This window comes from Spirosoma lituiforme (assembly GCF_054776635.1).
Genome location: NZ_BAAHBO010000001.1, coordinates 1,199,886 through 1,225,615 on the forward strand (window position 1 = coordinate 1,199,886; position 25,730 = coordinate 1,225,615).

General features: G+C 51.6%; 23 protein-coding genes and 1 pseudogene. 12 read left to right on the plus strand and 12 right to left on the minus strand.

Going from position 1 to position 25,730, the window contains the following annotated elements; all coding sequences use genetic code 11:
• Positions 1-32: 32 nt before the first annotated feature.
• Together ACYU87_RS05120 and ACYU87_RS05125 are read right to left on the minus strand one after the other, a co-directional pair.
• Complete coding sequence (locus tag ACYU87_RS05120) at positions 33-1,223, minus strand: hypothetical protein (RefSeq protein ID WP_461132943.1); 1,191 nt, start codon at positions 1,221-1,223, stop codon at positions 33-35.
• Entirely contained in the window at positions 1,210-2,217 is a 1,008-nt protein-coding gene (locus ACYU87_RS05125) for a DUF2157 domain-containing protein (protein ID WP_461132944.1), read from the minus strand. Before ACYU87_RS05125 ends, ACYU87_RS05120 begins: the two co-directional genes overlap by 14 nt.
• 106 nt (positions 2,218-2,323) lie before the next feature.
• On the opposite strand from ACYU87_RS05125, the gene ACYU87_RS05130 reads away from it, so the two are divergent.
• Positions 2,324-4,012 carry a VRR-NUC domain-containing protein gene (locus ACYU87_RS05130; protein ID WP_461132945.1) on the plus strand — a complete coding sequence of 563 codons (1,689 nt, stop codon included), beginning with the start codon at positions 2,324-2,326 and terminating at the stop codon, positions 4,010-4,012.
• Here ACYU87_RS05130 and ACYU87_RS05135 read toward each other — a convergent pair.
• Positions 4,007-4,747 carry a class I SAM-dependent methyltransferase gene (locus tag ACYU87_RS05135; protein ID WP_461132946.1) on the minus strand — a complete coding sequence of 247 codons (741 nt, stop codon included), beginning with the start codon at positions 4,745-4,747 and terminating at the stop codon, positions 4,007-4,009. The genes ACYU87_RS05130 and ACYU87_RS05135 overlap by 6 nt on opposite strands.
• A gap of 173 nt (positions 4,748-4,920) precedes the next feature.
• On the opposite strand from ACYU87_RS05135, the gene ACYU87_RS05140 reads away from it, so the two are divergent.
• Entirely contained in the window at positions 4,921-5,310 is a 390-nt protein-coding gene (locus ACYU87_RS05140; RefSeq protein ID WP_461132947.1) for a c-type cytochrome, read from the plus strand.
• A 138-nt stretch (positions 5,311-5,448) separates the two neighbouring features.
• Here ACYU87_RS05140 and rlmB read toward each other — a convergent pair whose 3' ends face one another.
• Both rlmB and ACYU87_RS05150 read right to left on the minus strand, forming a co-directional pair.
• Positions 5,449-6,297 (minus strand): 23S rRNA (guanosine(2251)-2'-O)-methyltransferase RlmB, encoded by an 849-nt coding sequence (rlmB, locus tag ACYU87_RS05145; RefSeq protein WP_461132948.1) that lies wholly within the window; start codon positions 6,295-6,297, stop codon positions 5,449-5,451.
• A complete protein-coding gene (locus ACYU87_RS05150; RefSeq protein WP_461132949.1) occupies positions 6,270-7,784 on the minus strand; it encodes a GWxTD domain-containing protein in 1,515 nt (504 codons plus the stop codon). Before ACYU87_RS05150 ends, rlmB begins: the two co-directional genes overlap by 28 nt.
• A gap of 190 nt (positions 7,785-7,974) precedes the next feature.
• Here ACYU87_RS05150 and ACYU87_RS05155 point away from each other — a divergent pair, with 190 nt between their 5' ends.
• Entirely contained in the window at positions 7,975-8,742 is a 768-nt protein-coding gene (locus tag ACYU87_RS05155; protein WP_461132950.1) for a class I SAM-dependent methyltransferase, read from the plus strand.
• Positions 8,743-8,771: 29 nt separating this feature from the next.
• Here the strand turns inward: ACYU87_RS05155 and ACYU87_RS05160 are convergent, their stop codons facing one another.
• From ACYU87_RS05160 to treZ, 4 genes are all read right to left on the minus strand, one after another.
• The gene (locus tag ACYU87_RS05160) at positions 8,772-10,088 is read right to left on the minus strand and encodes a sensor histidine kinase (protein WP_461132951.1); all 1,317 of its coding nucleotides are present in this window, start codon (positions 10,086-10,088) and stop codon (positions 8,772-8,774) included.
• A gap of 110 nt (positions 10,089-10,198) precedes the next feature.
• Positions 10,199-10,570: a hypothetical protein gene (locus ACYU87_RS05165; RefSeq protein WP_461132952.1), complete on the minus strand. Its 372-nt coding sequence runs from the start codon at positions 10,568-10,570 to the stop codon at positions 10,199-10,201.
• Between the two features lie 60 nt (positions 10,571-10,630).
• Positions 10,631-13,411, minus strand: a complete 2,781-nt coding sequence (treY, locus tag ACYU87_RS05170; RefSeq protein ID WP_461132953.1) for a malto-oligosyltrehalose synthase — start codon at positions 13,409-13,411, stop codon at positions 10,631-10,633.
• Positions 13,353-15,278: a malto-oligosyltrehalose trehalohydrolase gene (treZ, locus tag ACYU87_RS05175; protein ID WP_461132954.1), complete on the minus strand. Its 1,926-nt coding sequence runs from the start codon at positions 15,276-15,278 to the stop codon at positions 13,353-13,355. Before treZ ends, treY begins: the two co-directional genes overlap by 59 nt.
• A 419-nt stretch (positions 15,279-15,697) precedes the next feature.
• Between treZ and glf the strand changes: the two genes are divergently transcribed.
• The 7 genes and pseudogenes from glf to ACYU87_RS05210 all read left to right on the plus strand — a co-directional run bounded on the left by glf (position 15,698) and on the right by ACYU87_RS05210 (position 21,473).
• A complete protein-coding gene (glf, locus tag ACYU87_RS05180; RefSeq protein WP_461132955.1) occupies positions 15,698-16,819 on the plus strand; it encodes a UDP-galactopyranose mutase in 1,122 nt (373 codons plus the stop codon).
• 121 nt (positions 16,820-16,940) lie between these two features.
• Positions 16,941-17,600: a DUF6766 family protein gene (locus tag ACYU87_RS05185; protein WP_461132956.1), complete on the plus strand. Its 660-nt coding sequence runs from the start codon at positions 16,941-16,943 to the stop codon at positions 17,598-17,600.
• Positions 17,601-17,790: 190 nt separating this feature from the next.
• Positions 17,791-18,168 carry a hypothetical protein gene (locus ACYU87_RS05190; RefSeq protein WP_461132957.1) on the plus strand — a complete coding sequence of 126 codons (378 nt, stop codon included), beginning with the start codon at positions 17,791-17,793 and terminating at the stop codon, positions 18,166-18,168.
• A 41-nt stretch (positions 18,169-18,209) separates the two neighbouring features.
• Complete coding sequence (locus ACYU87_RS05195; protein WP_461132958.1) at positions 18,210-19,364, plus strand: zinc-dependent alcohol dehydrogenase; 1,155 nt, start codon at positions 18,210-18,212, stop codon at positions 19,362-19,364.
• Positions 19,365-19,372: 8 nt separating this feature from the next.
• Positions 19,373-19,885 (plus strand): hypothetical protein, encoded by a 513-nt coding sequence (locus ACYU87_RS05200; protein WP_461132959.1) that lies wholly within the window; start codon positions 19,373-19,375, stop codon positions 19,883-19,885.
• A gap of 109 nt (positions 19,886-19,994) precedes the next feature.
• Positions 19,995-20,183: pseudogene (locus ACYU87_RS05205) on the plus strand (succinate dehydrogenase/fumarate reductase iron-sulfur subunit); the annotation flags it as partial.
• A gap of 117 nt (positions 20,184-20,300) precedes the next feature.
• Positions 20,301-21,473, plus strand: a complete 1,173-nt coding sequence (locus ACYU87_RS05210) for an MFS transporter (protein ID WP_461132960.1) — start codon at positions 20,301-20,303, stop codon at positions 21,471-21,473.
• 120 nt (positions 21,474-21,593) lie between these two features.
• Here the strand turns inward: ACYU87_RS05210 and ACYU87_RS05215 are convergent, their stop codons facing one another.
• A complete protein-coding gene (locus ACYU87_RS05215; RefSeq protein ID WP_461132961.1) occupies positions 21,594-22,667 on the minus strand; it encodes an App1 family protein in 1,074 nt (357 codons plus the stop codon).
• Between the two features lie 48 nt (positions 22,668-22,715).
• Between ACYU87_RS05215 and ACYU87_RS05220 the strand changes: the two genes are divergently transcribed.
• Entirely contained in the window at positions 22,716-23,606 is an 891-nt protein-coding gene (locus tag ACYU87_RS05220; protein WP_461132962.1) for a diacylglycerol/lipid kinase family protein, read from the plus strand.
• 153 nt (positions 23,607-23,759) lie between these two features.
• Here the strand turns inward: ACYU87_RS05220 and ACYU87_RS05225 are convergent, their stop codons facing one another.
• A complete protein-coding gene (locus tag ACYU87_RS05225; RefSeq protein WP_461132963.1) occupies positions 23,760-24,200 on the minus strand; it encodes a hypothetical protein in 441 nt (146 codons plus the stop codon).
• 240 nt (positions 24,201-24,440) lie between these two features.
• Positions 24,441-25,001, minus strand: a complete 561-nt coding sequence (gene pth, locus ACYU87_RS05230; RefSeq protein WP_461132964.1) for an aminoacyl-tRNA hydrolase — start codon at positions 24,999-25,001, stop codon at positions 24,441-24,443.
• Positions 25,002-25,132: 131 nt separating this feature from the next.
• Here pth and pyrR point away from each other — a divergent pair, with 131 nt between their 5' ends.
• Positions 25,133-25,672: a bifunctional pyr operon transcriptional regulator/uracil phosphoribosyltransferase PyrR gene (gene pyrR, locus ACYU87_RS05235; protein ID WP_461132965.1), complete on the plus strand. Its 540-nt coding sequence runs from the start codon at positions 25,133-25,135 to the stop codon at positions 25,670-25,672.
• Positions 25,673-25,730: the final 58 nt, after the last annotated feature.

Below are 25,730 nucleotides of genomic sequence, written 5' to 3' on the forward strand. Positions count from 1 at the left end.
TACGTACACAAATATAAGCGCTTTTATACACATCAATACTTCCCTTCGCTGCCAGCCCCGCCGAAGTCGCCCCCACCGTATCGGGGGGTATCTTTGGGAACATGCGTTGCGTTGCCGGTGGCCTGCAGGGCTGCCATACTGGCGGCACTAAGAAAAAGCTCATTCGGCGAATCATCGTCCGGAGCATCGGTGAAACCATGTTTTGGACTCGCCAGGTATCGAATACCGAAGACGGCAATCCCAATCAGGGCCAGGCCACCCAACGTCAGGGCAACATTGAGCGGAACGAATCCGGTGTACTCATGAAACGTCATAACGGCAGCAATGAGCCCCAGGGTACCCAGAATGTTCAGCATGCGGTTGCGCTTCGTTAGCCCCTGCCACAAATAAATGGCCGGAATGATAAACGTCAACACCCAGAATAAGGCGGGTAGTCCGATTTCGGGAACTTTGGCAGGACTGGTCATACCCAGACCGGATTGAAGCAGCAGGCCGTTCAGTTGACGGACGATGAAATAATTGCCACTGGCGGCCAGCACAATAAGCGACAGCCATTGTCCTAAGTTCAAGGGATCGGCGTAATAAACCTGCTTCGTATCGCGCTTGATAACTTGCCTGATACCGGTATAAACAGCCAGCGAGATTGCTATCATAATAAACGGTAACATATCTTTTCCCCCGCTTATTTTTATGAAGCTATTGACGATTGCCGTGTAGAACGTAGCCAACGTGAAGAAGGCAATAAGCGTATCGCCGTAGTACCAGAGAATCAGCAGCAGGAGTGGCAGGGTAAACAGGCAATGAGTGGCCAGAGACAATCCATTCGGCAGAAACTGATTAAACCCGAACGCCAGAAAGCCCGTTAGCGTGACCACAAAAGCGTTGTCAATTCCATTCCGATACAACAGCCGACGGTTAATCAGGAACCCGCCCACGACCCCGATTCCGATACCAAAGGCTACGTTAAAAATGCCGTATGCCTTAGGGTTGTCGAGCAGGGCCGAGAAAATACTGGCCGGCAACAGGTAACAGGCCAGAATTGCCACGGTTGTAAACAGAAACAACCCAATTTCAATGAAGCCGTTGGTCTGACGAAACCCTACCGGATAGGCCTTACGAATGGCATTGATCTGCTCATCGGATACGAGATTCTGCCGATACCAGCGCTCGGCCTGCGTCAGTATTTCGCGGTTATAAATCCATTGCTCGTTATACGCTCTCATTGGTACGGTTGCCTTTGGGCAATTGGGTCATCAGGTAATAGACTAAGGCGATACCAGTCAGGATAAAATACCAGTAATACGCGTCGTCACCTGGTGGGCGGACGTAATGAAAAAACAGATAAGTAACCCCGATGTAACCATACACGGTACTCATCAGGAGGAACAGAAACGACCCATCCGTAACCGGAGCCGACTGTAACCGGCGGCCGCGACGAGAGTACTGGTCAAAGGCAATACAGGCCGTAGCCAGCCCCAGCGCAAACCACAGCCGGACGGCTTCGAAATTGAACAATCCCCCCAGCAAAGCTACCATCAGCAGGTTTCCGGCAATGGTTAGGTAGGTGTACGTAAAGTGAGGTTTGATTTTTCGTCGCTCCAGACCAATGGCCACGACAATCAGTACCAGAGCCAGTCCAACAGCCGAGATAACTGTTTTTTGGTCAAAAAAATTGGTTTTGACATAGAGCTCCAATGGCCGTACGGTAACCCCTACCCACGAGATCAGAGCCGTTAGGGCCATGCCTAAAACGCCCCGGTGGTCAAATCGGTAAGCCAGTGGTAAGAAGAGCAGAGCGGGCAGTAGGGTAACCAATCCGTAGCGCGATCCGAACACGTTGTAGGCATACTGCGCGTACCCTTCGAGGGTTAAGAACAGAAGACAAGCCAGAATCAGGGCGTAATCGCCGAAGGTTGACCGGCTTCGGGCCTGATCCATAGTCCATTCAGGCCGAAATCGCCACGCGAAATAAAAGCAGCCCACGCAGGCCGCTGCGATGCCCGTCAACAGGGCACCCTGGCCAATCTGGTCGACGTTATCATAGATCAACAGGCCAAGTCCCGAACTGAGCAGCAAGATGCCGATATAAAGCATTGACCGAAATTCCCAATGAAGGGAAAAGGGCCGCTGGCGCTCTGTTTCGGTTATTTTTGCCTGCTGATCGGGCAGCAAAATACCCTGTTTACCTAACTCATTCAGCACATCAACTGGGGACATAAACGCTTGTTTTTTTGTTCTTACTGTACCGGCTGTATCGACAGACGTTGGTCTGTATCAGGCGGTTTTCGGACTAACGCCCCTGGGTACACGCTACCCGTATTCTATGATCGGACGACAGAAGATTATTCTTACCCCCCGGTACTATCTCGACAATTTCCGTTACGTGCTGGATTTTGTTAAACGGCTTTACGGCAACCTGTTAAACGATGCCGAGTGGGACTTTATACACCGTTTCGAAGCCCTGAGCCTCGATGCACAATGCCTGTATGTCCGGCTCAGCAACCGCAAAGGACTCTTTTTTCGCATCAACAAACTACAATATACCGAAATAACCGACCTACCGGCGGCCGTTGGCGAATTACTCATGGCGGGGTTCGTCGAACGGCTTTCGGCTCACCACGAACCCATGGGTGAGCTAGCCCTCGGTGTTTTCACGAAGCCTGAGCTGGTAAACCTGCTCCCGTTGGAGCCGGAAGAGAGCCGACCATTAACCAAGGAGAAAAAGGAATACGTTGTTCGGTACGCTTTGCTGGAACTTGATTTTGCCGAAGTTGTTACGAGCCTTACTACGCACGAAACAGTGGTCAGAATGAACTTCGAGGCCGAAGGCATGATGGTCAAATACCTGTTCTTTGGCAACAGAGGCAGTAACATGACCGAGTTTGTGGTGCGCGACCTGGGCATGGTTAATTTCGAGCGGTACGACGAAAGCAAGCTAACGGCTCGTTTCCGAAACCGGAAAGAAGTGGAAGACAAGCTGCTGATCTCACTGACGAACGAGGCATTCTACGACCTGAAAGACACCGAAACCCCGGCCGACGATATTTATAACTGGTTCCTGAACTGGAACGAAACCCGCCCTGAACTAACCGAGATTGCGATTCCAGGTTATCAGAAACTAGTATGTCGGGTCGGTGCTTACCTGGAAAAACAGAAACTACCCGAGCAGGCGCTTGCGGTTTACGAACTGTCGGATCGGGTACCGGCACGGGAACGGCGGGTTCGTCTATTGTTCAAAAATGGCTCGATGGAGGAAGCGCTGGCCCTCTGCGATGAAATTGCCATTAAGCCGCTGAACGCTGAAGAACGCTATTTCGCCACAGATTTCAGGGAGAAGATTCTGGGGCTGAGTGAGAAGAAACGCACGCGTAAGGCGACCACGCGCTTTTTATCCGACGCGGAGAGCCTCAATATACCAGTAGCTTACAGGCACCACGTCGAAGCGGGGGTCATGAATCATTACCTGGAGAACGATTTCGACGCAGCCTTTACCGAAAACTACCCCTGGCGCGGCTTGTTCGGTCTGGTGTTCTGGGACATTATCTACGACGCCAATGTATCGGCTATTCACCACCCACTCCAACGTGCCCCATCCGATTTTTACCTACCCGATTTTTACATAAGGCGCGAAGAGCTGCTGAAAAAACGACTGACCGAGCTGGATACCAAAGACGAATGGCGTCGGCACGTGGGTCGTATGTTCAACGCTAAATATGGGATCACAAACGTACTGGTCGACTGGTCGGATGAGTTGCTCACCCTGGTTCAGCGCATGATCGAGCTGCTGGACATTGCCCAGTTACGGCTTATTCTGCTGGAAATGGCGCGCAACGTCCGCGAACACACCCGCGGCTTTCCTGACTTACTGATCTGGAATGAAAAAGGCGAGTATGATTTTGTGGAGGTTAAATCCCCCACAGATCACCTCGGCCCCCAACAATTACACTGGCTGGAATTTTTTCAGACGATTGGCGTGCGCGGGAAGGTTGTTCGGGTAATCTGGGAATTATAAAACCCGGCCAACTCGCAGAAAAACAGGAAACTGTATGTCGCGCTCATCATCGCCCCAGATCGGTTTCAGCTCCTCTCCCAGCCCGATGACGGGGTCTTCCTCATTTTCAAGGATGTACTGGCGCACGGCCGACCAGGTACGCAGGTAGTTCAGAAAGCGCTCCAGCGACCAGCTTCGACGGGCCGTAAAGTTGGCCTGCTGAACATCGGCGAATGGAAAGGGTAACGTTGCGTAGGCGTTGTCGATGTGCTTCCGTTGAGGGTCCCAGTAAGGGCCGATGCGGTTTCGGTAAAAATCGAGCAGTATGGCGTCAAGGCCAGCCCCGAGTTGCACCAGCCCGTAGCCCCATTCGGCAATGACGGCACCGGGCTTGCTGACGCGCCGAACCTCTTTGTGAAAGGCGTCCACGTCGAACCAGTGTAATGCCTGCGCTACCGTAATCAAGTCGAAGGTTTGGTCAGCGAAGGGCGTTTGTTCGGCCCGGCTGATCTGGTAGTGAATATTGGCCTTTTTCGTAGCGAGCAATAGTTGGGTTTCACTGATGTCGGTGGCATCAACCCGGACGAACCGATCGGCCAGCGCACCCGCTACCTGCCCATTGCCGGTAGCACAATCCCAGGCCGTTTGCTGGTAATTGGTAAAGGCTACAATAAATGTGTATAATTCGTCGGGGTAATCGATTCTGTATTGGGCGTACAGATTGGCGTGGCCCGAAAAGCGGTCGAGAGGCTGCATAATTTTATTTTCAACGAATATTAAACGTTTTTAAAGAACAAGTGTCTAATCTTTGGTTTAATAGGAAAACCCGACGTCAAAATTGGGTTATCGACCCAAAGCATCTATTTTTGCGAGGTTGACCTATTGAGCTCAATCAATCTGTTCGTTCATTTATCGTTTACCCGGTTCTCATGAAAAAATTTGTCGGCTTTTTAATCGCTTCGGCTTCGTTGGCTTTGGCCTCTATCGACGCCAACGCACAGGCTCCATCCGATATTCCAGAGGAGATGAATACCCTGATGACGAAGTATACCTGTATTGCCTGTCACCGTCCAAACCAACGGTTAGTAGGTCCAGCGTATGCAGACGTAGCCAAAAAGAAGTACTCAAACGAGGAAATCGTCAACCTTATTTATAACCCGATTCCAGCGCACTGGCCTGGTTACCCGCCAATGGCCGCTATGAAGCAAGTGCCAAAGGAAGACGCTATGAAATTAGCTGTTTGGATCAATTCGCTCGATGGCAGCCCAGCTAAAAAAGGGGGAGCCGGTAAAGCAAAACCAAAAAGCAAAAAAGCGTAACGAAAAAGCACCGGTTGTAAAGCCGGTGCTTTTTTTACGTGTTGGTGGCAGTAATGCTGTGGTGTCGGTTATAGGTAACCACGTTTGCCAGTTTCTCAGAACTGACGTCACAGTGCACGTTCCCAGTTACGATAACAACTACCCTTCATTCCCCGCATTAGCGATCAGGCTCCGTTGCCGGACAGCTTCGTAGAGCACCACGCCCGTGGCTACCGATACGTTTAATGACCCAACAGCGCCCAGCAGCGGAATCTTAACGTGGTTATCGACCATGCGAAGTAACTCAGGTGAGATACCGTCTTCCTCCGATCCCATGATGATTGCGATAGGCCCCGTCAGATCCGTACTCCGCTCGTACAGGTCACGACTTGATTTTTCGGTACAGGCCACGACAGTCACTCCCGATTCCTGCAAGTACTTGACCGTTTCCGTTAGCTCGGGCTCTCGACAAACTGAAATATGGTTTAGGGCCCCCGATGATGTTTTCATGGCATCGGAGTTAATGGCAGCGGCCCCCCGACCCGGAATAACAATGCACTGAATACCTGTACATTCGGCGGTACGGGCAATGGCGCCAAAATTCCGAACGTCGGTGATGCGATCCAGGAGCAGAAAGAAGGGCGTTTCGCCCCGTTCAAACACGTCGGCGATGACGTTGGAAAGCTTCACGTACTGCACCTGCGCTACCAGACAAACCACGCCCTGGTGGTTCTTCCGGGTCAGGCGATCCAGTTTTTCGACTGGTACCCGCTGAATGGTCACACGGTTCTGAAACGCCAAATTCTGGATATCGGGATTGCTCATCCCTTTCTCCATGTATAATTTATCGATCTGCTGCTCTGACTTGAGGGTTTCGATAACGGACTGAATACCAAACACCATCTCGTCGGGCTGCGGACGAAACTGTGGTCGTGACCCGCCGGGCCGATGTCCTCCAGGACGGGAGTTAGTGGGGCGATTTACTCGCGAATTGTTCCGGTTCTCCATGCTTCGACAATCGGGTACCAGACCGGCTGATACTCAATGAAGCGCACCAGTTCGTAATGATCCTCGACAAATTGATTCGGTTTTTTCGTAAAGGTAAAGTTTACTTCCGAGACATTGGCCCGGCGATTATAAACCCACACTTCACGTTCGCGGTTCCGTTGTACCCGGTCGGGAGCTCCGAGGACGATGTAAATCATGCCTTTATCAGTTTTCCAGCCCTCTTTGTAACTCGTAAACAACCGATTGGCTTCTTCAACCCGGTCGAAATACGCCTTCAGGGTTTTTCGGGCTACTTCTTCATTGCCCGACATTAAACTAAGCCAGTATCGGTCGAACGCTTTTTTTGTATCCTGCGCCTGGTTCAGTTCCCCGATCTCCGAACTGGTACTCATGTACAGAATGGGCTTGATCAGTTTTTCGGGGCGGGTTAGCTTCGGAAACCGTTTGTCGGTTACTACCAGGCCAATACCAGCGGCATCGGTTGTGTCTTCCAGAAAATAATAGAGTCCTTCGCGCGGAATAACGAATGGCTTATTCGTCGAGATGGTCATCGTTGAATCTTCCGTCAATGATTTGGCGGCCGGCCGGGGCGACGTATTCATCGGCGACGAAGCTGCTTCGAAGTCATGCCGATACCGGAACCCGTATAAGGGTTTGCTGATACCGTTTACATCACGAATGAGAATGGTGTCACCCACGTTTACGTAATTACGCAGTTGAGGTTGTTTACCGGCTTTATCGAACAGCGTAAATCGGTCGCTCAATTTGGTTGCCCTGAAGCGAAGCGACAGATCATTACGGGCTTTCGTGCCATTTGTCGTTTCGGTAATCTCGGTCAGCAGAACGGCGTTGGCCGCATCTTTAGGCCGTTTTACATCAAACATTAGCGTCAAATGATCGCCCTGTACGTTAATGTTCTGGGCCGTTAGTGGTACCGTACCGTACCCCAGGCGCTCCCGGTTGTTGTAATCGGGGTACATAACGTAGGCGATCAGAAAATGCTCCGTGAAGTCCGTTGGATTGAGCACCGGCTCACCCGTTGGCGACTTTGCCGTTATATCCATGTACACCCGAACGCTGGTGGTATCGGTGGCCAGAAACTTTCCTTTGATTGATGTCACCATCCACTCGCCAGCAGCCTTACCCGATACGGCGGGTGTTGTGCCCAGAGCGGGGCCATCCGTCATTACCTTAACGGGTGCCTGGTTTTGACCAGCCGTTGCCGTCGAACGGGGCTCGTTCGGGCGTTCGGTGCGTCGGGAATCATCTCGCGATGCATCGGCGGAGTTTCGCGGAGCTTGTTGAGGTCCGGCCTCTCCAGGCCGGACCTCTCCAGGTCGGGAAGCTACCGGGCGGTTAACTTGGTTTCGCTGCGCTTCAGTGCGGGCGTCATAAGCCGCATTGGCACGAGCCTGCTGCGTTTTTTTACTGGAGGAACAGCCCGCCGACAGGAAACAAATGAGGAGTAAAGCAGATAGAATACGCATAAAACAATGGGGTAATCTCTAGGGCTTCCAGATCTACAGGGCCTTACAACCGCAACGGTGGTCTGCCGCGTAAGTTTGCTTTTGGCATGTCAAGTAATAACGAAAAAAGAGCCCGTTTTGGGTTACTGATGCGGTTCATTTTTCTTTACTTACCACAAAAGAGTAATTTTGCCCACTGAATTGCAAACGCATGTATAAGACAACCGAAATTACTTCCGCCGAAATTGCTTCGGACAACCCCGTTCACCAACGACTCCTGTTCCCCTATGTCGAAGCAGCCGCTATTGTGCGGGGCAAGGTGCTCGAAATTGGGTGCGGCTGGGGCCGGGGTCTGGAGCTGCTGACGAAAGCGGCCGATCACTATACGGGCATCGACAAAAACGAAGAATTGATTGCCGGTCTGAGCGCCGAATACCCTCACTCGACTTTTATTGCCGCCAACATACCGCCGTTGAGCAGCTTACCCGACAATACATTCGATTATATCGTGACCTTTCAGGTGATCGAGCATATCGAAAACGACGATTTATTTATCAAGGAAGCGCACCGTGTGCTGAAACCAGGCGGCAAACTACTGCTGACCACCGTCAACAAAACGTTTTCGCTTACCCGCAACCCGTGGCATGTTCGGGAGTATTACGCCGATGGGTTGAAGACGTTGATGGCGAAGTACTTTCCACAGGTAGACACGCGCGGTATTCATGGCAATGAGAAAGTCATGACCTATTACGAACAGAATAAGGAATCCGTTAAGAAACTGACGCGCTTCGATATTTTCAATCTGCAATACCGGTTGCCCCGCCGACTGCTGCAAGTGCCATACGATCTAATGAATCGCCTGAACCGGAACCGGCTCCTGCAGGCCGACGGACTGGCGGCCGAAATCAACTACACCGATTATCTGGTAAGCAAAGACCCCGCCGGGAGTCTGGATTTTTTCTATGTCGCCACGAAGTAGCGCCGTTTCAAGGCAGTTGGCAGCGACAACTAGACGGGCGGTTGCATAAGCATTCGAATGCGTACCAGGGTACCCCGTCTGGCTATACTTTCAATCTCAACACTTGCTCCTACGGCTTCGCTGAGCCGCTTGACAATCTGTAAACCTACCCCTTCGCCGTGCTTGCCAGCGGAACTGGCGGGCTCGTTCTGCAACGGATCGGCGGGTAGCTCCTGGCTGGTATTGGGTTTCGGTGCAGCCGGCTGGACTTCATCCGGAGAAAGCACACCGATTGGCTCAACCGTTGGCCTGAGTTGCTTATGAAATAAGTCCACCAGGCCAGCGGGCAAACCCGGCCCGGAATCCTGCACGCTGAATACCCATCGCCAATCATTCTCAGACGACCAGGATACGGACACCATGCCGGGGCGATCTAAGCTGGAGGGCGTATAATTCAGGGCATTCACCAATAGATTCTGCGCGATACGATGAATTTTGAGCCTATCTGTTTTAACCACCAGGGTTTCCGGGCCATCGGCCCGTAAAATGATTCCTTTTGCCTGAGCCATGGGCTGAGCCATATCGACCAGTTCCATTAACAGGCGGGCAACATCGAACTCTTCCAGCTCGAGCGGTTCATGGCCAGCTTCCAGCCGGGCTAAATCCATCAGGCCCGTCAGCAACGATTGAACGCTGGCAAGGTTGCGGTTCAGCATGTCGATGTACTGATGACGCTCTTCCGGACTTAGGTCGTCCATCTGTAAAATTGAAGCCGCGCCCATGCTCAGCCCAAGCCCACTCCGTAAATCATGAGACGACGTTCGCAGCATGTCTCCCCGCTGGCGCGACATATTCTCCATTCCCTGTAAAGCTTCTTCAAGGCTAATTGCCCGGTTGGCGGCTTCCAGCCGTTGTAGCTCGTCGTACTTAACAACGCTGCCGCCCAATGTCTGGGTCATTAACAGCATAATGCGTTGCTGAGCCTGAAGAACAAGGTCGGGATCAGCCTGCGGGAAGACCTGGCGAAAGACCCCCAGTTCGTCAAATAGAATCCCCATCAAATGGTTGTATTCACTGAACAGATTTGGCAGACTAAGTGACTTTTGCCAGCGTTGCAGGCCATGCGTCTTGGCGGCCAGTACCGGGTCTGTCTGAACAGGCAGATTCAGCAACTGCTGTTCCAGCGAATCCAGAATAGCTGGGATTAAATTATTGAACTCTTCACGCGTTAGCGTAGCGATTTTTTTGAGTGACGCATCCGCTTCGCAGGCCGTTCGCCAGTTGTTCAGCAAGGTTTCCCGGCGATTGAACAGGAACGTAACCAGATCGATCACGGATTGGGGGTGGTTTGATGAAAAAGCGGCCATACATAAACGAGAAGTAAGGTATTTATCGGGCCTGCAAAATCATGACTCATGGGCGACATCATAATTTCGCAGGCCCTAACGTTTGCCGGTACCGTGCCTACCTTCACCAACTACGGTTGCTGGATCAGGAAAATCTTTGCCGAATCCGACTTCAGCACAAAACCCTGATTCTCGGGCTTAACCAAATAGCGTTTGTTATCCATCAACAGACTGTCGCCCTGCACTTTCCAGATAAAGGGCGTATCTTTCGACAGCATACCCATCTGTATGTGATTTGTTCCTTTTCCATCCTCGCTAAAACTGTAGACGGCTTTTGAGTCGCTCAGCATTGCCAGGTTCGTGCTATCAATTCCCTTGGTAGAATCAATGTTGAAAGTGGCCCCAAATCGTTTGTTCGTAAAATCAAGGTCACGAACGCCGGTTTGACAACCAACCAGCAAACCAAGCGAAAACCCGCCAATAACCGCTACCCAATACGCCATAAAAGAAGTTGTTTACAATCAGGTTCTTATTCTTATCAAATCCTCAACTGACCAAGGCGGTTAAATCTGAATCATTTTATCCTTTCTTGCGCTCACGGGAGCGCTTTCCAGCGTAAGCACGGCCAGCGGCAAATCGGCAAATAAGTCAGCCACCAGGAGCCCGTTCTTCGCTTCGCCTGCGCTACCCAGCAAACAGTGCTGCCACTTATCGGGAGCGTCGACGGGTAAAATGATGCGCGTATCCTGCCAGTCTAAGCCAAAAATATCATTCTGCTCGCCACCCAACAGCGCTACCCCCAACGGCACGGCAATCACGTACCAGGTCTGTTCATGTTGCCGGGCAAAGGCCAGCACGTGCTTTTTGTATCGGCCTTCGATCGGTAACGGGATGTAATGACCATTGGCAAATAGTTCAGGATTCTGATTGCGTTCGGTTAGCAGGGTGTGTACCAGCCAAAGCTTGATGCGGGAATCATACCGGTCTTTCCACAAATCGGCCCACGTAGTTGCGGAATCGTTCGCGGTCAAAGCATCCAGCCACTGTTGGCGAACCGCAAAATCGACGGGCCGGCGGTTGTCCGGATCTACCAGACTCAGGTCCCAGCCCTCGCAACCCTGGTAAATATCAGGTACACCGGGACATGTACATTTAAGAACAACCTGCGCCAACGAATTGATGATACCGAAATCACTAATCCGCTGGTGAAAAGCCCGGAAGCTGTTCCAGAAGGGTCGTTTCCGATCCAGCAGCTGCAACGCAAAGGCTTTAGTGGCTTCTTCGTAGGCCTCATTGGGCTCATTATACGTTGAGTTCCGCTTGGCCTCCCGCATGGCTTTCTCCAGGTATTCCGTCAGGCGATTGGGGAAATCGTCCTCATCCTGGCCGGGCATCGGGTAAGCACCCACCAGTGTCTGGTAAATAAAGTATTCTCCGTTGGTATCCGGGGCTCCATCTTCGGGGATGGCCTCATTATCGGGGTCATGCAGTTTACTATCCCGGTTGAGTTGCTGCCATTCCTGAACCGTGGCAATCCACTCATCCGTGAGTTCGGTGAGTACGTTCAGTCGGGTTCGTACGTCCTCGCCCCGTTTGGTATCGTGCGTTGAGGTTGCGTTCAGTGCCAGTGGCCAGTGCGTCTGCCGATCAAGCATTTTCTGGTGAAACGCATCGGCCGTCAATCCAAAATATTCGGGGGAATCACCCACTTCATCGTGGCCAATAAACCGGTTGTAGGTATACATCAGCGTATCCTCCACACCTTTAGCCATCAGCGGCCCCGTAAATTGCATGCACCGCTGGTAGAACCGTAGTGCCCGCTCATTGTAGGCATCTCCCGCCGACTGTGTTTTTTCCAGAATGGCTTCCTCCAGCAAATCGACGGCGGTAGTCAATGCTTCGTTCCGCTTCCTGACCCGATCAAAGATCGCTCGTACAGCATCACTTTCTTCGGCACTCAACGGCATCTGGTTGCCATAATACCGATACACCGGACTCTGAATCAGGAACTCACCGATGGCGGCCTTCAACTGCTCGGGCTCTACACTCGCCAGTAGGTCCTGATCAATCAGGTTTGATAGACAGAAAAGTGCATCCAGGTTATCCAGTTCACCATTCATGTGCTGGTGCAGGATAGCTGACTTCTTGTCGTACAATTCCTGACGAACGGCCATTTTTTCGCCCAGCAACGCGTGGTAAAAACGAGTGAAGCTGGCTTCACTTTCGGTTCGGGTGAACAGGTTATTCACCATCGACAGATAAGCATAGCCCGTTGCCCCCTGAATGGGCCAGTATAGTGGCAACTCTTCGTCATTTTGCAGAATCTTTTCGACAACGATGTAGGCTTCCGGGCCAGCCATTCCCCGGAGTTGCTCCAGGTAACGACTAGGGTCATTGAGGCCGTCAATGTGGTCAACGCGCAGGCCGTGAAACATTCCGGCTTCAAGCATTTGTTTCGGCAGCTCATGAACGGCCTCAAAAACAAAGGGATCCTGAATATTCAGACAAATCAGGGAGTTGACCGTAAAAAACCGGCGGTAGTTAATTTGCTGATCGGTTTCTGCGTGATAACACAATCGGTAGGGCTGTTCGTCGGCAATCTGCTTAACCCGTACCGGCGACTCATTCACCAGCGTTAAGCACCTTTTGATATAAGCCTGGCTATCAGCATCAGACCGAAGTTCAGCCAGCGACTTCTGCCAGTCGGCAGTTTGTTGGGTATAACCCTCTGGATCAGTAATCGATAAAAGGTGATCAAGCTGCGTCAGAAGTGCCTGAATGGCGGGGGTTGGCTTTTCGTCACTCGCCTGCAAAATGGTCTTGTAAGAGCGGGCGTGCAGTGGATACACCGTATCAAAATAAGCGATCTCGAACGTACCCTCTTTTGGCCTGATTTTCAAATCACCCTGTTCGATAACCTCGTCCAGGGGGCTTCCCAGAAAAGGAACCATCAGGCGGCCTTCGTGCACCGGGCTCTGCCAGTCTATGTCAAAAAAGCGAGCATACGGCGACAGTTGACCTTTTTCCAACACATCCATCAGCCAGGCGTTGTTCGGATGGAAGGCCATGTGGTTAGGAACAATATCCTGCACCCAGCGCATGCCCCGCCGGGTAAGTTCCTTGCTTATGGCGCTCAGTTGCGCTTCGGTCCCGATTTCGGGATTTATTCGGTGGGGATTGACGGAATCGTAGCCATGCATACTGCTCGGCACGGCTTCGACTATGGGTGACGCGTAAACGGTGTGGACGCCCAGCTTGTCCAGATAGGGAATGGTACGCTCAAAATCACGAAAGGTAAAGCCGCTGTGAAATTGGATTCGGTACGTGGAAACGGGATTTTTCATGGTGTTGTGCATATACTACAATCGACTCAGGTTTTACCTGAATTGTTTCAGAAACCGACCTAGATTCGGGCGATGCGCTGGCCTCCGCTGGGGAATTTGGCTGCCAGACGGGGTCGGCCGAGTCGATTAGTTTGTACCAGTCGGCGCCGGGTTCTCCAACGTCCGATAAAGTCATCGACTGGGGTTGATCCGAAAAATTCATCAGGCAAAGCACATGCTGATCCTCGTACCAGCGGTGCAAAATCAGGGTTTCCGTTGCTTCGTCGGCTACAACATCGAGTTGCCTGCGTTCCAGATGCGCCAGGGCGGGTAACTGCTGGCGCAGGGCGATCAGGGTTTGGTAGTAACGCAGCAAAATCTGGTGCGGCTCCTGCTCCAGCAGCGTCCACTGTAGCTTGGCGCGTTCGTAGGTTTCGTTACTTTCGGGGTCGGGTACTTCCTTGTTCGAATGAGAGCTTGCAAATTCTTCCTGACGACCGCGCCGGACGGCCTCTACCAGTTCAGGATCAGTATGACCGACGAAGTACAAGAACGGATCGGTCGAGCCCCATTCTTCGCCCATAAACAGCAGCGGAATATACGGGCTGACCAGTACGGCTCCGGCCATTAATTTGAGCGTTTCGTAACTATAGAGCTGGCTTGCCCGCTCACCCAGTTTCCGGTTACCCACCTGGTCGTGGTTCTGCGAAAAAACGATGAACTGCTGCCCTGCATTCGTTTCGGCACGCTGACCAAAGAGTTTATGGCGGACCGATGAGAACTGTCCATTGTATACATAAGCTTCCTGGTAGGATTTGGCCAGTTGCCCGATGCCCTTAAAATCGGCATAGTAACCCAGCGGATTCTCGCCTACAGAAACCCGCAGGGCATGATGAAACTCATCCATCCACTGGGCATCCATACCATACCCGTTCTCGGCTACCGGATTAATAAAACGGGGGTCATTCAAATCACTCTCGACCATCAGGTAATGCCGACGACCCGTTTCTGCCATGAGTTTGTCGACCTCCTCCCGCAGTTCCTGAAGAATATGCCTAGGGCTGAAGTCCTTAATGGCGTGAATAGCATCCAGCCGCAGGGCATCTACGTGGAAATCCCGAAACCACATCAGCGCGTTTTCAAGTACGTATCGACGGACACCATCGCACCAGGCATCGTCAAAATTGATGGCCTTCCCCCAGGGCGTGTAGTATTTGTCGGTCAGGTATGGGCCAAATTCACCCACGTAATTACCTTCCGGACCGAAGTGATTGTAAACTACGTCCAGCACCACGGCGATCCCTTTGTAATGACAGCTGTTGATCAGGTGCTGCAACCCGGCAGCTCCGCCATAGGAGTTTTGGACGGCATAAGTATACACGCCGTCGTAACCCCAGTTGCGGGAGTCGGAGAACTGAGCCACGGGCATAATTTCGATGGCATTTACGCCCAAAGCTTTCAAATAATCCAGCTTTTTCTCCAGTGCCTGAAACGTTCCCTTCTCGGTGAAGGTACCCGTATGTACTTCGTACAGCAGGTAACTATCCAGCGCGGGATTTACCCAGCACTGATCTTCCCAATGGAAAGCGGACGTATCGACAGCCTGCGAGGGGCCATGTACGCCCTGGGGCTGGCTAAGCGAGGTCGGATCCGGGCACTCCCGCTCACCATCAAGAATATATGTGTAAAGGTCTCCGGGTTTGATCTGGCTGGTGGTCAAACACCAATAGCCCAATACTTCCTGCTTTAACGGAATCGCGGATTGATTCCCGTAAATTTTAATGGCGACGTGTTTGGCAGTTGGGGACCATAGCACGACCTTTGCCTGATCTTCGGTCGGAAACGTTACCCCAAGCGACCGTTGACCGCTGTTGATGAGGTGTATCATATAATCACAACAATAGGCCTGTTGCTTACAGGCCGGTTTTGCTTGCCGGTATCAATCTGGCTAACCACGGGTAAAACCATAGGATGATGACTACCCGGCTCCGGTTCTAACCACTCGCTTATGAAAGACGCTTTTGAAACAAAACAAGAAATAAGGGAACGGTCCGATACCCCGTCAGCCCGGGAAGGATGGACCGTAGCCTAATAGAATAGGCTATTAATAATCCATTAGCCTATATTCCGTGTTACACAGGAAGCTAGGGAGATTTTGCTTTTGATTCTTCTGTAGATATGGGCTGCCGTCTACGTTGTACACATCCCCATTTACCAGAAAAGCGTTCACGCGATCAGCGCGCAAGATGAACGAAGTCAGCCTCCGTTTGAAGAACTATAAATCTGTTACTAATTCAATTCCGTTTTATGCATTACGACTATGCCATTGTTGGCGCCGGGTTTGCCGGTAGTGTGTTGGCCGAACGCTTAGCCAGCCAGTCCGGAAAAACTGTTTTACTCATCGACAAACGCCATCATATTGGCGGCAACGCTTATGATTGCCCCAATGAAGATGGCATCCTGATTCACCTGTACGGGCCGCATATTTTTCATACCAACTCGCCCGATGTATTTTCCTATCTGTCGCAGTTTACCGAATGGCGTCCTTACGAGCACCGGGTGCTGGCATCTGTCGATGAAAAACTGCTTCCGATTCCCATTAACCTCGACACCGTTAACAAGTTGTACGGCCATAACTTCACATCAGAAGAGCTAGCCGAGTATTTTAAGACCGTTGGGGAGAAGGTCGACGAAATTCGTACGTCCGAGGATGTCGTTGTCAGCCAAGTAGGTCGCGATCTGTACGAGAAGTTTTTCCGGGGCTACACGCGCAAACAGTGGGGTGTCGATCCATCGGAACTTGACAAAATGGTCACTTCCCGGATTCCGACCCGTACCAACCAGGATGACCGGTATTTTACGGACGAGTTCCAGTACATGCCGCTCCACGGGTACACGAAAATGTTCGAAAAGATGGTCGATCATCCAAACATCCACCAGATGCTGAGCACCGATTTCAAGCAGGTGCGGGATCAATTGTCGTTCGATGAACTGATTTATACCGGGCCGGTTGATGAGTATTTCGATTTCTGTTTTGGCAAGCTTCCGTACCGGTCACTTCGCTTCGATCACCAGACACTCGATACGCCCGATTACCAGCCTGTTTCGGTGGTTAACTATCCGAATGATCACGCGTATACGCGCATCACGGAGTACAAGAAACTCACCGGCCAGGAACACCCGAAAACAAGCCTGACGTTCGAGTATCCTCAGGACGAGGGAGATCCGTACTATCCGGTTCCTCGCCCCGAGAATGCGGCTTTGTATCGTCAATACAAGGAGTTGGCCGACGAGCAGACGGGGGTTCACTTCGTGGGTCGTTTGGGTACGTATCGGTACTACAACATGGATCAGGTCGTGGCGCAGGCACTGACGCTGTACAAAAAACTGATTGGAGCCGAATCGCTGCACGAAGTAGCTAAAAGCTAACCCGTTAGCCATCACTTTCTGATTTTTTTACCAGGCACCAAAGCCCCGAACTGTCGGGGCTTTGGTGCTTATACAGGTTTATTTTTGTACTCCATCGTCCAAATTCATCCGTACGTTTTCCATGAAAAAGTTTCTGCATGAAAATGGCCTTTCCATATTACTACTGGTTATTACGGTGTTGACGTTGCTGGGCCAGCTCATTGTCGGCTGGCACGAGTTCAACAACGAGCTGAGCGATTACGGGCGCTCGCCCCTAACGTTTGGGGCTTACCTGACCAGTGGCCACTGCATTGAAGCTGTATTTGAAAACTGGGAAAGCGAATTTTTGCAAATGGGCCTGTACGTGGTTTTGACCGTTTCACTTCGGCAAAAGGGTTCGTCTGAATCGAAGAGTCTGGACGGCAAAGAAGAGGTTGACCGGGAGCCATCACCCTCCCGCAAAGACGCTCCGTGGCCCGTTCGGCAGGGCGGCTGGGTATTATCGCTCTATAAAAACTCACTCAGCATTGCTTTTTTCCTGCTGTTTGCTCTGTCCTTTTTCCTGCACGCTGTGGGTGGTGCCAAGCAATACAATGCCGAACAGGTACTGATGGGCAAACTCGAGCAGCTATCGCTCTGGCAGTTCCTGGGTACAAGTGAGTTCTGGTTTCAGTCGCTGCAGAACTGGCAGAGCGAATTTTTGTCCGTTCTGGCCATTGTCGTACTATCCATTTTTCTACGGCAGAAAGGTTCACCCCAATCCAAACCCGTCGACGCCCCGAATGCGGAAACGGGCGAGTAGCCAGCCGGGCCAGCGAGAGCCTGGTTGTTCAGCTCACTTATGCGCGTTGGTAGCCAGGTCAGTTGGCCCAAACAAACGTGTAGGTAGCCAAAGACCATTGCCTTACTTCCCGCATTCCATTGCGTACCCAGACCTGAATGCGTTGGTTCTACGAGAGCGTGATAACCACGTTCTTAAATCAACGTACAACATGAAAAAGGTAGGCATTGCACTCGCTATGGCCTTGTTACTGGGGCCGCTAAGCGTCTGGGCTCAGACCGGTGGAAGCACAGGCGGTAGCAACAAGGGAAGCACTACAGGAACCCAGAGTTCATCTCCACAGAATAACGCCCGCCAGGCTAACACCAGCCAGACACTGGGCCGCGGAGTTCCCTATAACAAAGATGCCGAGCAAAAAGCAAGCTCAAAAAAGACGAATTCCGCTTCGTCCAGCGCATCGACTACTTCGGGTTCTTCCTCTTCGGCCAAAGGGAAGAGCATGACGGGCAGCAAAAATGCCGGACAGGGCAGCACCAAGCAGGGTAGTAAAACGGGTGGTACCTCGTCGGGTAACTCGGGCAACCAATAGTCTGGTAGTTTTTCGAATTACTCAACGTAAACTCCTGACGTATGCTAGCCATGAATTACAGAGGTCCGTTCCGTGTGCGGGCCGACCAAAAACCAATTCCTGAAATTTTACACCCCAACGATGCTATTGTGCGGGTAACCCGCTCCTGTATCTGCGGCTCAGATTTACACCTTTATCATGGCCTGGTCCCGGATACCCGGGTGGGCATGACCTTTGGCCACGAGTTCATCGGCGTAGTGGACGAGATCGGCTCATCGGTCCAGAACCTGAAAGTTGGCGACAATGTCATCGTTCCTTTTAACGTTGCCTGCGGAAAGTGTGCCTTTTGCAAGCAGGGGTTATTTGGCAATTGCCACGAATCGAATCCCCAAGCAACGGCCGTAGGCGGCATCTTTGGCTATTCGCACACGGCTGGTGGTTACGACGGTGGTCAGGCAGAATTTGTTCGGGTACCCTACGCCGATGTAGGGCCGACTATCATTCCCGACTGGATGGACCATGACGACGCTGTTTTGTTGACCGATGTCGTACCGACGGGCTACCAGGCCGCCGAAATGGGCGGCATTAAACAGGGCGATACGGTTGTCGTTTTCGGCGCGGGGCCGGTGGGTATTATGGCCGCTAAATGCGCGTGGCTGTTTGGTGCAGGTCGTGTCATTGTTATCGACCACCTCGAATACCGCCTTGATTTCGTGCGTAAATACGCCCAGTGCGAAGCGTACAATTTTCGGTCGATGAAAGACCCGGTTCTGTTCATCAAGAAAACCACCGACTGGTTCGGAGCCGATGTGTGTATCGACGCCGTAGGAAGTGATGCATCCGGGAGCGCGCTGCAGACGATTACCGGCAAAAAGTTACTGCTTCAGGCGGGTTCGGCTACGGCGCTTCACTGGGCCATCAACTCCGTCAAGAAGGGCGGTATCGTATCTATTGTGGGCGTGTATGGCCCTACCGATAACCTGGTTCCCATTGGTAACGTTGTTAACAAAGGCATCACGATCCGGGCGAATCAGGCATCAGTCAAACGCTTGTTACCCAGGCTCATCGATCACATTCAGGCGGGCCGTTTAAATCCCAAAGAAATCATTACACACCGGGTGCCTCTGGAAGAAGTTTCTGACGCGTATCACATTTTTTCGGCCAAGCTGGACAACTGCATCAAACCCATTCTGATTCCCCCCTCTGCCAGGAAATAAACTGTATTATGGAACCAACGCCGATAGCCGAACAAACACCGGGCGATTATTCGCACATAAATGGCTGGGGAATCGATGCCGACCCGCGCAACGAGCCGACCTATCCCATGAAAAACTACACGGGTGACGACCACCAGCGGCTAAACTGGGAACGCCCCCCGTTACAGACAGCTACGGTAGAAGTGCTTCAGTCTACCGAACGCCCTTCGCTGACGGCGGTATTTGGCACGTCGTCGCCACCGACTGGCCTGAGCGGGGTCATACGCCGGTATGCGTTTACGTTTAGTGAGTCGGAGTACGGCCACTGGCTACCGCTGCTCCTCGCCGACCGGATTAACGTGGTAGAGGGTATTGTAGATGACCTGAAGCGGGGGCACATCCCCAACATTTTTGCCGAAAAAGGCTGGAAAGCCGACTGGAAATACAACCGGAAAGGTCTCGTGCAGAATGTGCTGGTGGGGGTTGTCGTGACTACTGCCGTTATCGCTTTGCTGAGTCGCAAGAAGAGGTCCAACCAATAGCCGTTTCGCATGAATGTCACGCTAGAAATCTGGCGACAGAATTAATGCCAGCACCCCTGGTAAGCTAGTCGAATACAAAATGGCCGATATCGATCCGGGTATGTCTTTCTGCGCGTTACTTCCGCAGGGTCAGGCCGAGCGTCGGCAACGGGCCGAGCGCATGGTGGCCCAGATGGACTCCGAAGGATTTGGTGCATACTCCTTTACGGGTGCCTGCGCGGTTGAGTGTCCCGCTTCGGTATCGCTGGAAAGCATAACCCGGCTGAACCGGGAATATCTGGGCGCGAAGATCAAGTAAACACAATTGAAGCCGAAGAGAAGCCTTTCGCAGCATAGAGTCGAAACTCAGTGTTGCGAGAGGCTTTCTTGTAGTTCTGCATCTGGTTTATGTCTGGCAACGGCTCTATCTTTGGGCATGCCCTCTTCTCCACACCGGCAACGTCAGCTGCTGGTTATCGTTTTTGCTCAATTTGCCGGTACATCACTGTGGTTTGCGGGGAATGCCGTTTTACCGGAGCTTCAGCCCCTGCTGAAGACAACCGAACTCAACAGTTGGATTACCTCGTCCGTTCAGATTGGATTTATTATCGGCACGCTATGTTATGCGCTGCTGGCTATTCCGGACCGATTTCGGTCTACCTCGGTTTTTCTGATCTCGGTAGCGCTTGCCGCGCTGGTTAATACAGGCTGGCTTCTGTTCCCTATACGCGCCGAAACGATTCTGACTAGCCGATTTCTGACGGGCTTCTTTCTGGCGGGTGTTTACCCCGTTGGAATGAAGATTGCCGCCGAGCGGTTCGAAGCCGGTCTGGGCCAGGCCATGGGGTTTCTGGTCGGAGCTCTGGTATTGGGCACTGCATTCCCTTATTTGATTCAGGGTTTGGGTAGCCATCTTCCGTATCGTACGGTAACGGTGTCGGTCAGTGCGTTGGCCCTGAGTGGCGGCATCCTGATGGGGTTAAGCGTACCAGCCCGGCCCGCACGGGGTAAGGGGACTTTTTTCCGTTTTCAGACACTGCTTGCTCTGGGAAAACCTTCTTCTTTCCGGCCGGCCATGCTGGGCTATTTCGGCCATATGTGGGAATTGTACACCTTTTGGGCTTTTCTACCAGGCTTACTCATCTACTACCAGCAGCAACATCCTGACCAAACGATACCAACCTCCCTATGGACCTTTGGCACCATAGCCGCCGGCGCATTGGGCTGTGGCGGGGGTGGGATTCTGGCGTCACGCATCGGCAGCGCACGGGTAGCCCGGTATTTCTTGCTGACGTCCGGAATATGCCTGATTCTGGTACCCTGGGCCTTGTCACTGGCCCCCTCGGCACTCGGCTTATTTCTGCTGGTATGGGGCGCGGCTGCCGCTGGCGACTCTCCTCAGTTTTCAACACTGGTGGCTACCCATGCCATAACCGAAGACCGGGGCAGTGTACTAACTCTCGTTACCTGCGTTGGTTTTCTGTTAACCGTCATCTCGATTCAGCTTATGTCCTGGTTTGTGACGCAGGTTGGTTTTTCCGGCTGGCTGTTTTACCTGCTGCTTCCGGGCCCACTGCTCGGACTTTTGGCAATGCAAAAAAGGACCTAGTTATTTTATCAGATATCCGCTGTAGGCTATAGCTCCCATTTGATGCTGTTAGGTTTTTCAAAACCTAACAGCATAGGGTATAAAAATCCAACGTCACGTTCACATCCGTTGTTTGGTCAGTCAGGAAGCGACAAGGCCAATGTTAAGAGAGTGCTGCCGGGCGTCGGCACTATGGGCGAAGTAACACGACGCAACGCCTTTCGCTTCGATGCGCGCCATCAGCGCCATCGTCCGGGCTTTGTTCTTAGCCTGAATCTGACGAATGTACACGCAACGTATCTGATGCGGATACTGTTGAACAACAGACTCGTAAATGATCGGATCCTGCTGAGAATCATCACCAAGCAGAATAAACTGCCGGTCGGGGTACGTAGTCAGTATTTGCTCAATTCGATCGAACTTCGTGTGGTGTTTCCCCTTCCCCGTTTTCAATACCTGCGATAAACGTTTAAGCTGGCTTAGCCGATAAACGCCATCGGGCAACCCATTTTTTCGTGAAAACTCCAGGATATAATCGTACAGATTCCATTCGCTGCTCGATACGTAAAAAAAAGGATTCGACGCCTGAGGACCGCTGTTCGCTTCAGCCAGTAATTGATAATGAGCCACGACCCCATCAAAGGGCATTCGACTGTGGGCATTTTCGGTCAGCAACACCAGCAGCCGTTTGGCGATGGTAGCCGAATGGGAAACAAGGAAAGTATCATCAATATCAGAAATGCAGATGAACCGGGACGGATACGGGATCAACACCTGCCCCTCGCCTTCGGCCAGAACGGTTTCGGGCGTCAATGTCTGGGAAATAAGCTGAGCCCGAACCGGATGCCAGCCAGGAGCCAGTGGCGTCAGTAGCGGCATATCGACCTGAAAACAGCCATCGGCATCGGCCATAACCTGCACCGTCTGATTTTCTACCTGCAATCGAATCAGGGTGTGTGGATAAGGCCGCACCAGAAACAGCCGCAGCACAGCCAGTAAATTGATGAAGTCAATGTTCCGATAGTTATGCCGCGGCAGTGGACTTTGCCGGAACACATGGCCATAGATGGTCAGGCATTTGTCATTGCCAAATCCCCGGTATACTTTAACCGTCGGCTGGTCTGTGATCCGCAGTAATGTTAAGAAATAACGTTTTACTTTACCCTTCAGGCTTAATTTTTGTTTATACCCAAAAGGGGATTGCGCAGTGTTCATAACGTTCCATCAATATCACCCTTTTATAACCTGTAATCCGTTCAGAAGTTGACTTTTTTATTCGCCATCAACCCGGTATCGGGTGGAACGGACAAAACCGTTTGGGAAGAGGGTATCACCGCATTCTTCGCCGATTCGCCCCATACCTGCCATCAGTTTCATCTCGACGGAAAAACCGATGACGATACCATCCGTCAGCAAATTGACCGGCATAAACCCGACTGTGTTGTCGCCGTTGGGGGCGATGGCACCATCAAAATCGTGGCGACTGCCCTGTTAGGCAGTCCTATACCACTCGGCGTACTACCGGCAGGTTCAGCCAACGGGATGGCCCGCGAATTGGGCATTCCCCCCGATGTGAATGGTAGCCTTTCCCTCCTGCTCGATGGTGAGCCAAGGGCAACAGACATCATCAGGGTAAACGATAATGATGTTTGCCTGCACCTCAGCGACATTGGGTTAAATGCCCGCCTGGTTCGTTATTACGAAAAAAACAACCTGCGGGGCAAACTGGGTTACCTCAAGGGAGTAATTAAGGTACTGCAAAAGCGACGATTGCTGCGGGTATCCATCACCGTTGGCGACGAGTGTATACAACGGGCGGCCTTTATGGTCGTGCTGGCCAACGCCCGCATGTATGGAACCGGAGCCGTTATCAACCCGGAAGGCGACCCATTCGATGGGCAATTTGAGGTGGTTATTTTCCGCCGGTTGTCCTTCTGGGAAATCATCAAACTTTTCTGGCGCTACCGTCCTTTCGATCCGAAGAAAATAGAGATTTATCCGGCAACATCAATAGAGATTGCCACCCACCGACGGGCTTACTTTCAGGTGGATGGCGAGTATAGAGGGCGTGTTACCAACCTGAAAGCGGTCGTTGAGCCCGGAGCGTTGCAGGTCATGGTGCCCAAACGGGGGGCAGGGCAAGCAGATAAATAGCGAACTCGACAGGCCTAAAAAAAGATAAGGTTCCCCGATCTGAGCGGAGAACCCTATACTAACTATTCCTAAACCCTTAACCTTTTCTACATGAAAAACTAACTTTTACTCTTTTCTGTTCCAAATTCCCAGCAAATGGAAATCTGATTTATCTTACTGAATGTCAGCGGCTTCAACAGCAGATTGATTGGCATTCCAAAGGAAATTAATCATGCGTGTTGTGTGATCGGCCTGATGCATCCATAGACTAGCGTTCGCATCTTTCTGCTTGGCCAGTGTATTCGTTACTTGAGCGGCTGCTTCGTTGAACTTAGCGCGATCGGCAGGGCTGATGTTCAGAACGGCCGCCGGGCTTTGGTTGTACAACGAGATAACACTTATAAAGTTTGTCCAATTGGTAGTCTGCGCAAACTTGCCAACGGTATGTCCAATGTATGCAGCGAACTGCATTTGTGAACCATTGACAAGCATAGCACTTGCCGGCTTGGTAGCTGCCGGGCTATCATCATTGCTGGTGGTGGTAGCCGCGTTTGCCTGGGTGATCACTAATCCTAATCCAAGAACTACTGATGCAAAGATAACACGCGATTTCATTGATTTGTTCTATTTTGTTTTCAATCAGATAACGCACAAAGGTCTATAGAAAGTTTGGAAGTACAAGTACACATTACGTCCTTCACAAAATTTTCTTCCGAATCTTATGCGGCCCCATCCAATTAGAGCACAATTTTTTAAAACAAAACAATATATAACCAAATATAATTTTTACATTAAGTCAATACACCATGTATTCATACTAGTAAGGAAAAATGCAATTTTCTTTAAATAGTTATATCATTGGTTGTAATTATTCATGGCCATTTGTATGCCCATAGTACAAAAAGCGAGTGCAGCGCTTCCAACACGGTCCAGATAGTCGGGTAATTGAATCAGTTCGTCTTCGGGAAATTGCCCCAGCACAAAATCAACCTGCCGGCCTTTCGAGAAATTATTGCCAATACCTACCCGAAGTCGGGCGTATTCCTGCGTACCCAGCAACTCGTCAATACTGCGCAGGCCATTGTGACCACCCGGCGATCCTTTGGGTTTCAGCCGCAGTTTACCAAACGGCAAATCCTTATCATCGGTGATAATCAAGACATTCTCAACCGGAATATTCTCCTGCTTCATGTAATACAGAACAGCCTTGCCACTTAGGTTCATAAACGTGGTCGGTTTGACAAAGACCAGTTGTCTGCCTTTGTGCGGCCACTTTGCCGTGTAGGCCAGCCGGGTCATCGCGAAGCTGAAATCATGCTGTGCCGCCAGACGATCAAGAACCATAAAACCAGCATTGTGCCGGGTAAGCGCATACTCCGGGCCGATATTGCCCAGGCCAACGATCAGAAATTTCATAAACAGTTAATAGCTAACTCCACTAGAGCAGGCAAAATTAACACGATTACACACGACTGCCGCCCAGCGGTAGTAAACAAAGAAGGAAGATGATGAGCCGATGGTACCTGACTTCCGACTATTTTTACCGCATGAATCAACAGCGCCTAATTTTATCCAGCCCATTGCTGGAAATTGTTGTGAGTCGGCTGGCCCAGCAGCTCATCGAAAATTATCAGAATTTCGACGACACCGTTATTCTGGGGTTGCAGCCACGGGGTATTTATTTCGCCGAGCGCGTTACCCGCGAACTGAGCCGGGCGCTGGGCCATGATGTACCCCTTGGCTACCTTGACGCTACCTTTTACCGGGACGACTTCCGCCGTCGTGATACGCCCCTCCGGGCCAATACTACGCACGTTCCGTTCATCATCGAGAACAAGCGGGTCATTCTGGTTGATGACGTGCTGGCTACGGGGCGAATGGTGCGGGCGGCTCTCGATGCGATGACCGCGTTCGGACGTCCCCGTAAAGTGGAATTACTGGTGTTGATTGACCGGCGCTACAACCGTGATCTGCCCATCAAGCCGGATTACACGGGCATACGGGTCAATACGCTGGAATCGCAGCAGGTTCTTGTCGAGTGGACCGAACAGGGATCCGAAGCGGATCGCATCTGGCTGGTAGGCTAATCGAGTTGACTCCCCTATCGACTCGATCTAGTAAAAACTACTTATTCTTGACGAATAA

Coding starts and splice junctions, on each gene's coding strand:
- ACYU87_RS05140 (WP_461132947.1), top strand. CDS start 4,921: ATGAAAAAATTTGTCGGCTTTTTAATCGCTTCGGCTTCGTTGGCTTTG.
- pth (WP_461132964.1), bottom strand. CDS start 25,001: ATGAAATTTCTGATCGTTGGCCTGGGCAATATCGGCCCGGAGTATGCG.
- ACYU87_RS05150 (WP_461132949.1), bottom strand. CDS start 7,784: ATGCGTATTCTATCTGCTTTACTCCTCATTTGTTTCCTGTCGGCGGGC.
- ACYU87_RS05215 (WP_461132961.1), bottom strand. CDS start 22,667: ATGAACACTGCGCAATCCCCTTTTGGGTATAAACAAAAATTAAGCCTG.
- ACYU87_RS05120 (WP_461132943.1), bottom strand. CDS start 1,223: ATGAGAGCGTATAACGAGCAATGGATTTATAACCGCGAAATACTGACG.
- ACYU87_RS05200 (WP_461132959.1), top strand. CDS start 19,373: ATGGAACCAACGCCGATAGCCGAACAAACACCGGGCGATTATTCGCAC.
- ACYU87_RS05160 (WP_461132951.1), bottom strand. CDS start 10,088: ATGGCCGCTTTTTCATCAAACCACCCCCAATCCGTGATCGATCTGGTT.
- ACYU87_RS05165 (WP_461132952.1), bottom strand. CDS start 10,570: ATGGCGTATTGGGTAGCGGTTATTGGCGGGTTTTCGCTTGGTTTGCTG.
- treY (WP_461132953.1), bottom strand. CDS start 13,411: ATGAAAAATCCCGTTTCCACGTACCGAATCCAATTTCACAGCGGCTTT.
- ACYU87_RS05225 (WP_461132963.1), bottom strand. CDS start 24,200: ATGAAATCGCGTGTTATCTTTGCATCAGTAGTTCTTGGATTAGGATTA.
- ACYU87_RS05135 (WP_461132946.1), bottom strand. CDS start 4,747: ATGCAGCCTCTCGACCGCTTTTCGGGCCACGCCAATCTGTACGCCCAA.
- ACYU87_RS05195 (WP_461132958.1), top strand. CDS start 18,210: ATGCTAGCCATGAATTACAGAGGTCCGTTCCGTGTGCGGGCCGACCAA.
- ACYU87_RS05190 (WP_461132957.1), top strand. CDS start 17,791: ATGAAAAAGGTAGGCATTGCACTCGCTATGGCCTTGTTACTGGGGCCG.
- ACYU87_RS05185 (WP_461132956.1), top strand. CDS start 16,941: ATGAAAAAGTTTCTGCATGAAAATGGCCTTTCCATATTACTACTGGTT.
- rlmB (WP_461132948.1), bottom strand. CDS start 6,297: ATGGAGAACCGGAACAATTCGCGAGTAAATCGCCCCACTAACTCCCGT.
- ACYU87_RS05125 (WP_461132944.1), bottom strand. CDS start 2,217: ATGTCCCCAGTTGATGTGCTGAATGAGTTAGGTAAACAGGGTATTTTG.
- ACYU87_RS05130 (WP_461132945.1), top strand. CDS start 2,324: ATGATCGGACGACAGAAGATTATTCTTACCCCCCGGTACTATCTCGAC.
- treZ (WP_461132954.1), bottom strand. CDS start 15,278: ATGATACACCTCATCAACAGCGGTCAACGGTCGCTTGGGGTAACGTTT.
- pyrR (WP_461132965.1), top strand. CDS start 25,133: ATGAATCAACAGCGCCTAATTTTATCCAGCCCATTGCTGGAAATTGTT.
- ACYU87_RS05210 (WP_461132960.1), top strand. CDS start 20,301: ATGCCCTCTTCTCCACACCGGCAACGTCAGCTGCTGGTTATCGTTTTT.
- glf (WP_461132955.1), top strand. CDS start 15,698: ATGCATTACGACTATGCCATTGTTGGCGCCGGGTTTGCCGGTAGTGTG.
- ACYU87_RS05155 (WP_461132950.1), top strand. CDS start 7,975: ATGTATAAGACAACCGAAATTACTTCCGCCGAAATTGCTTCGGACAAC.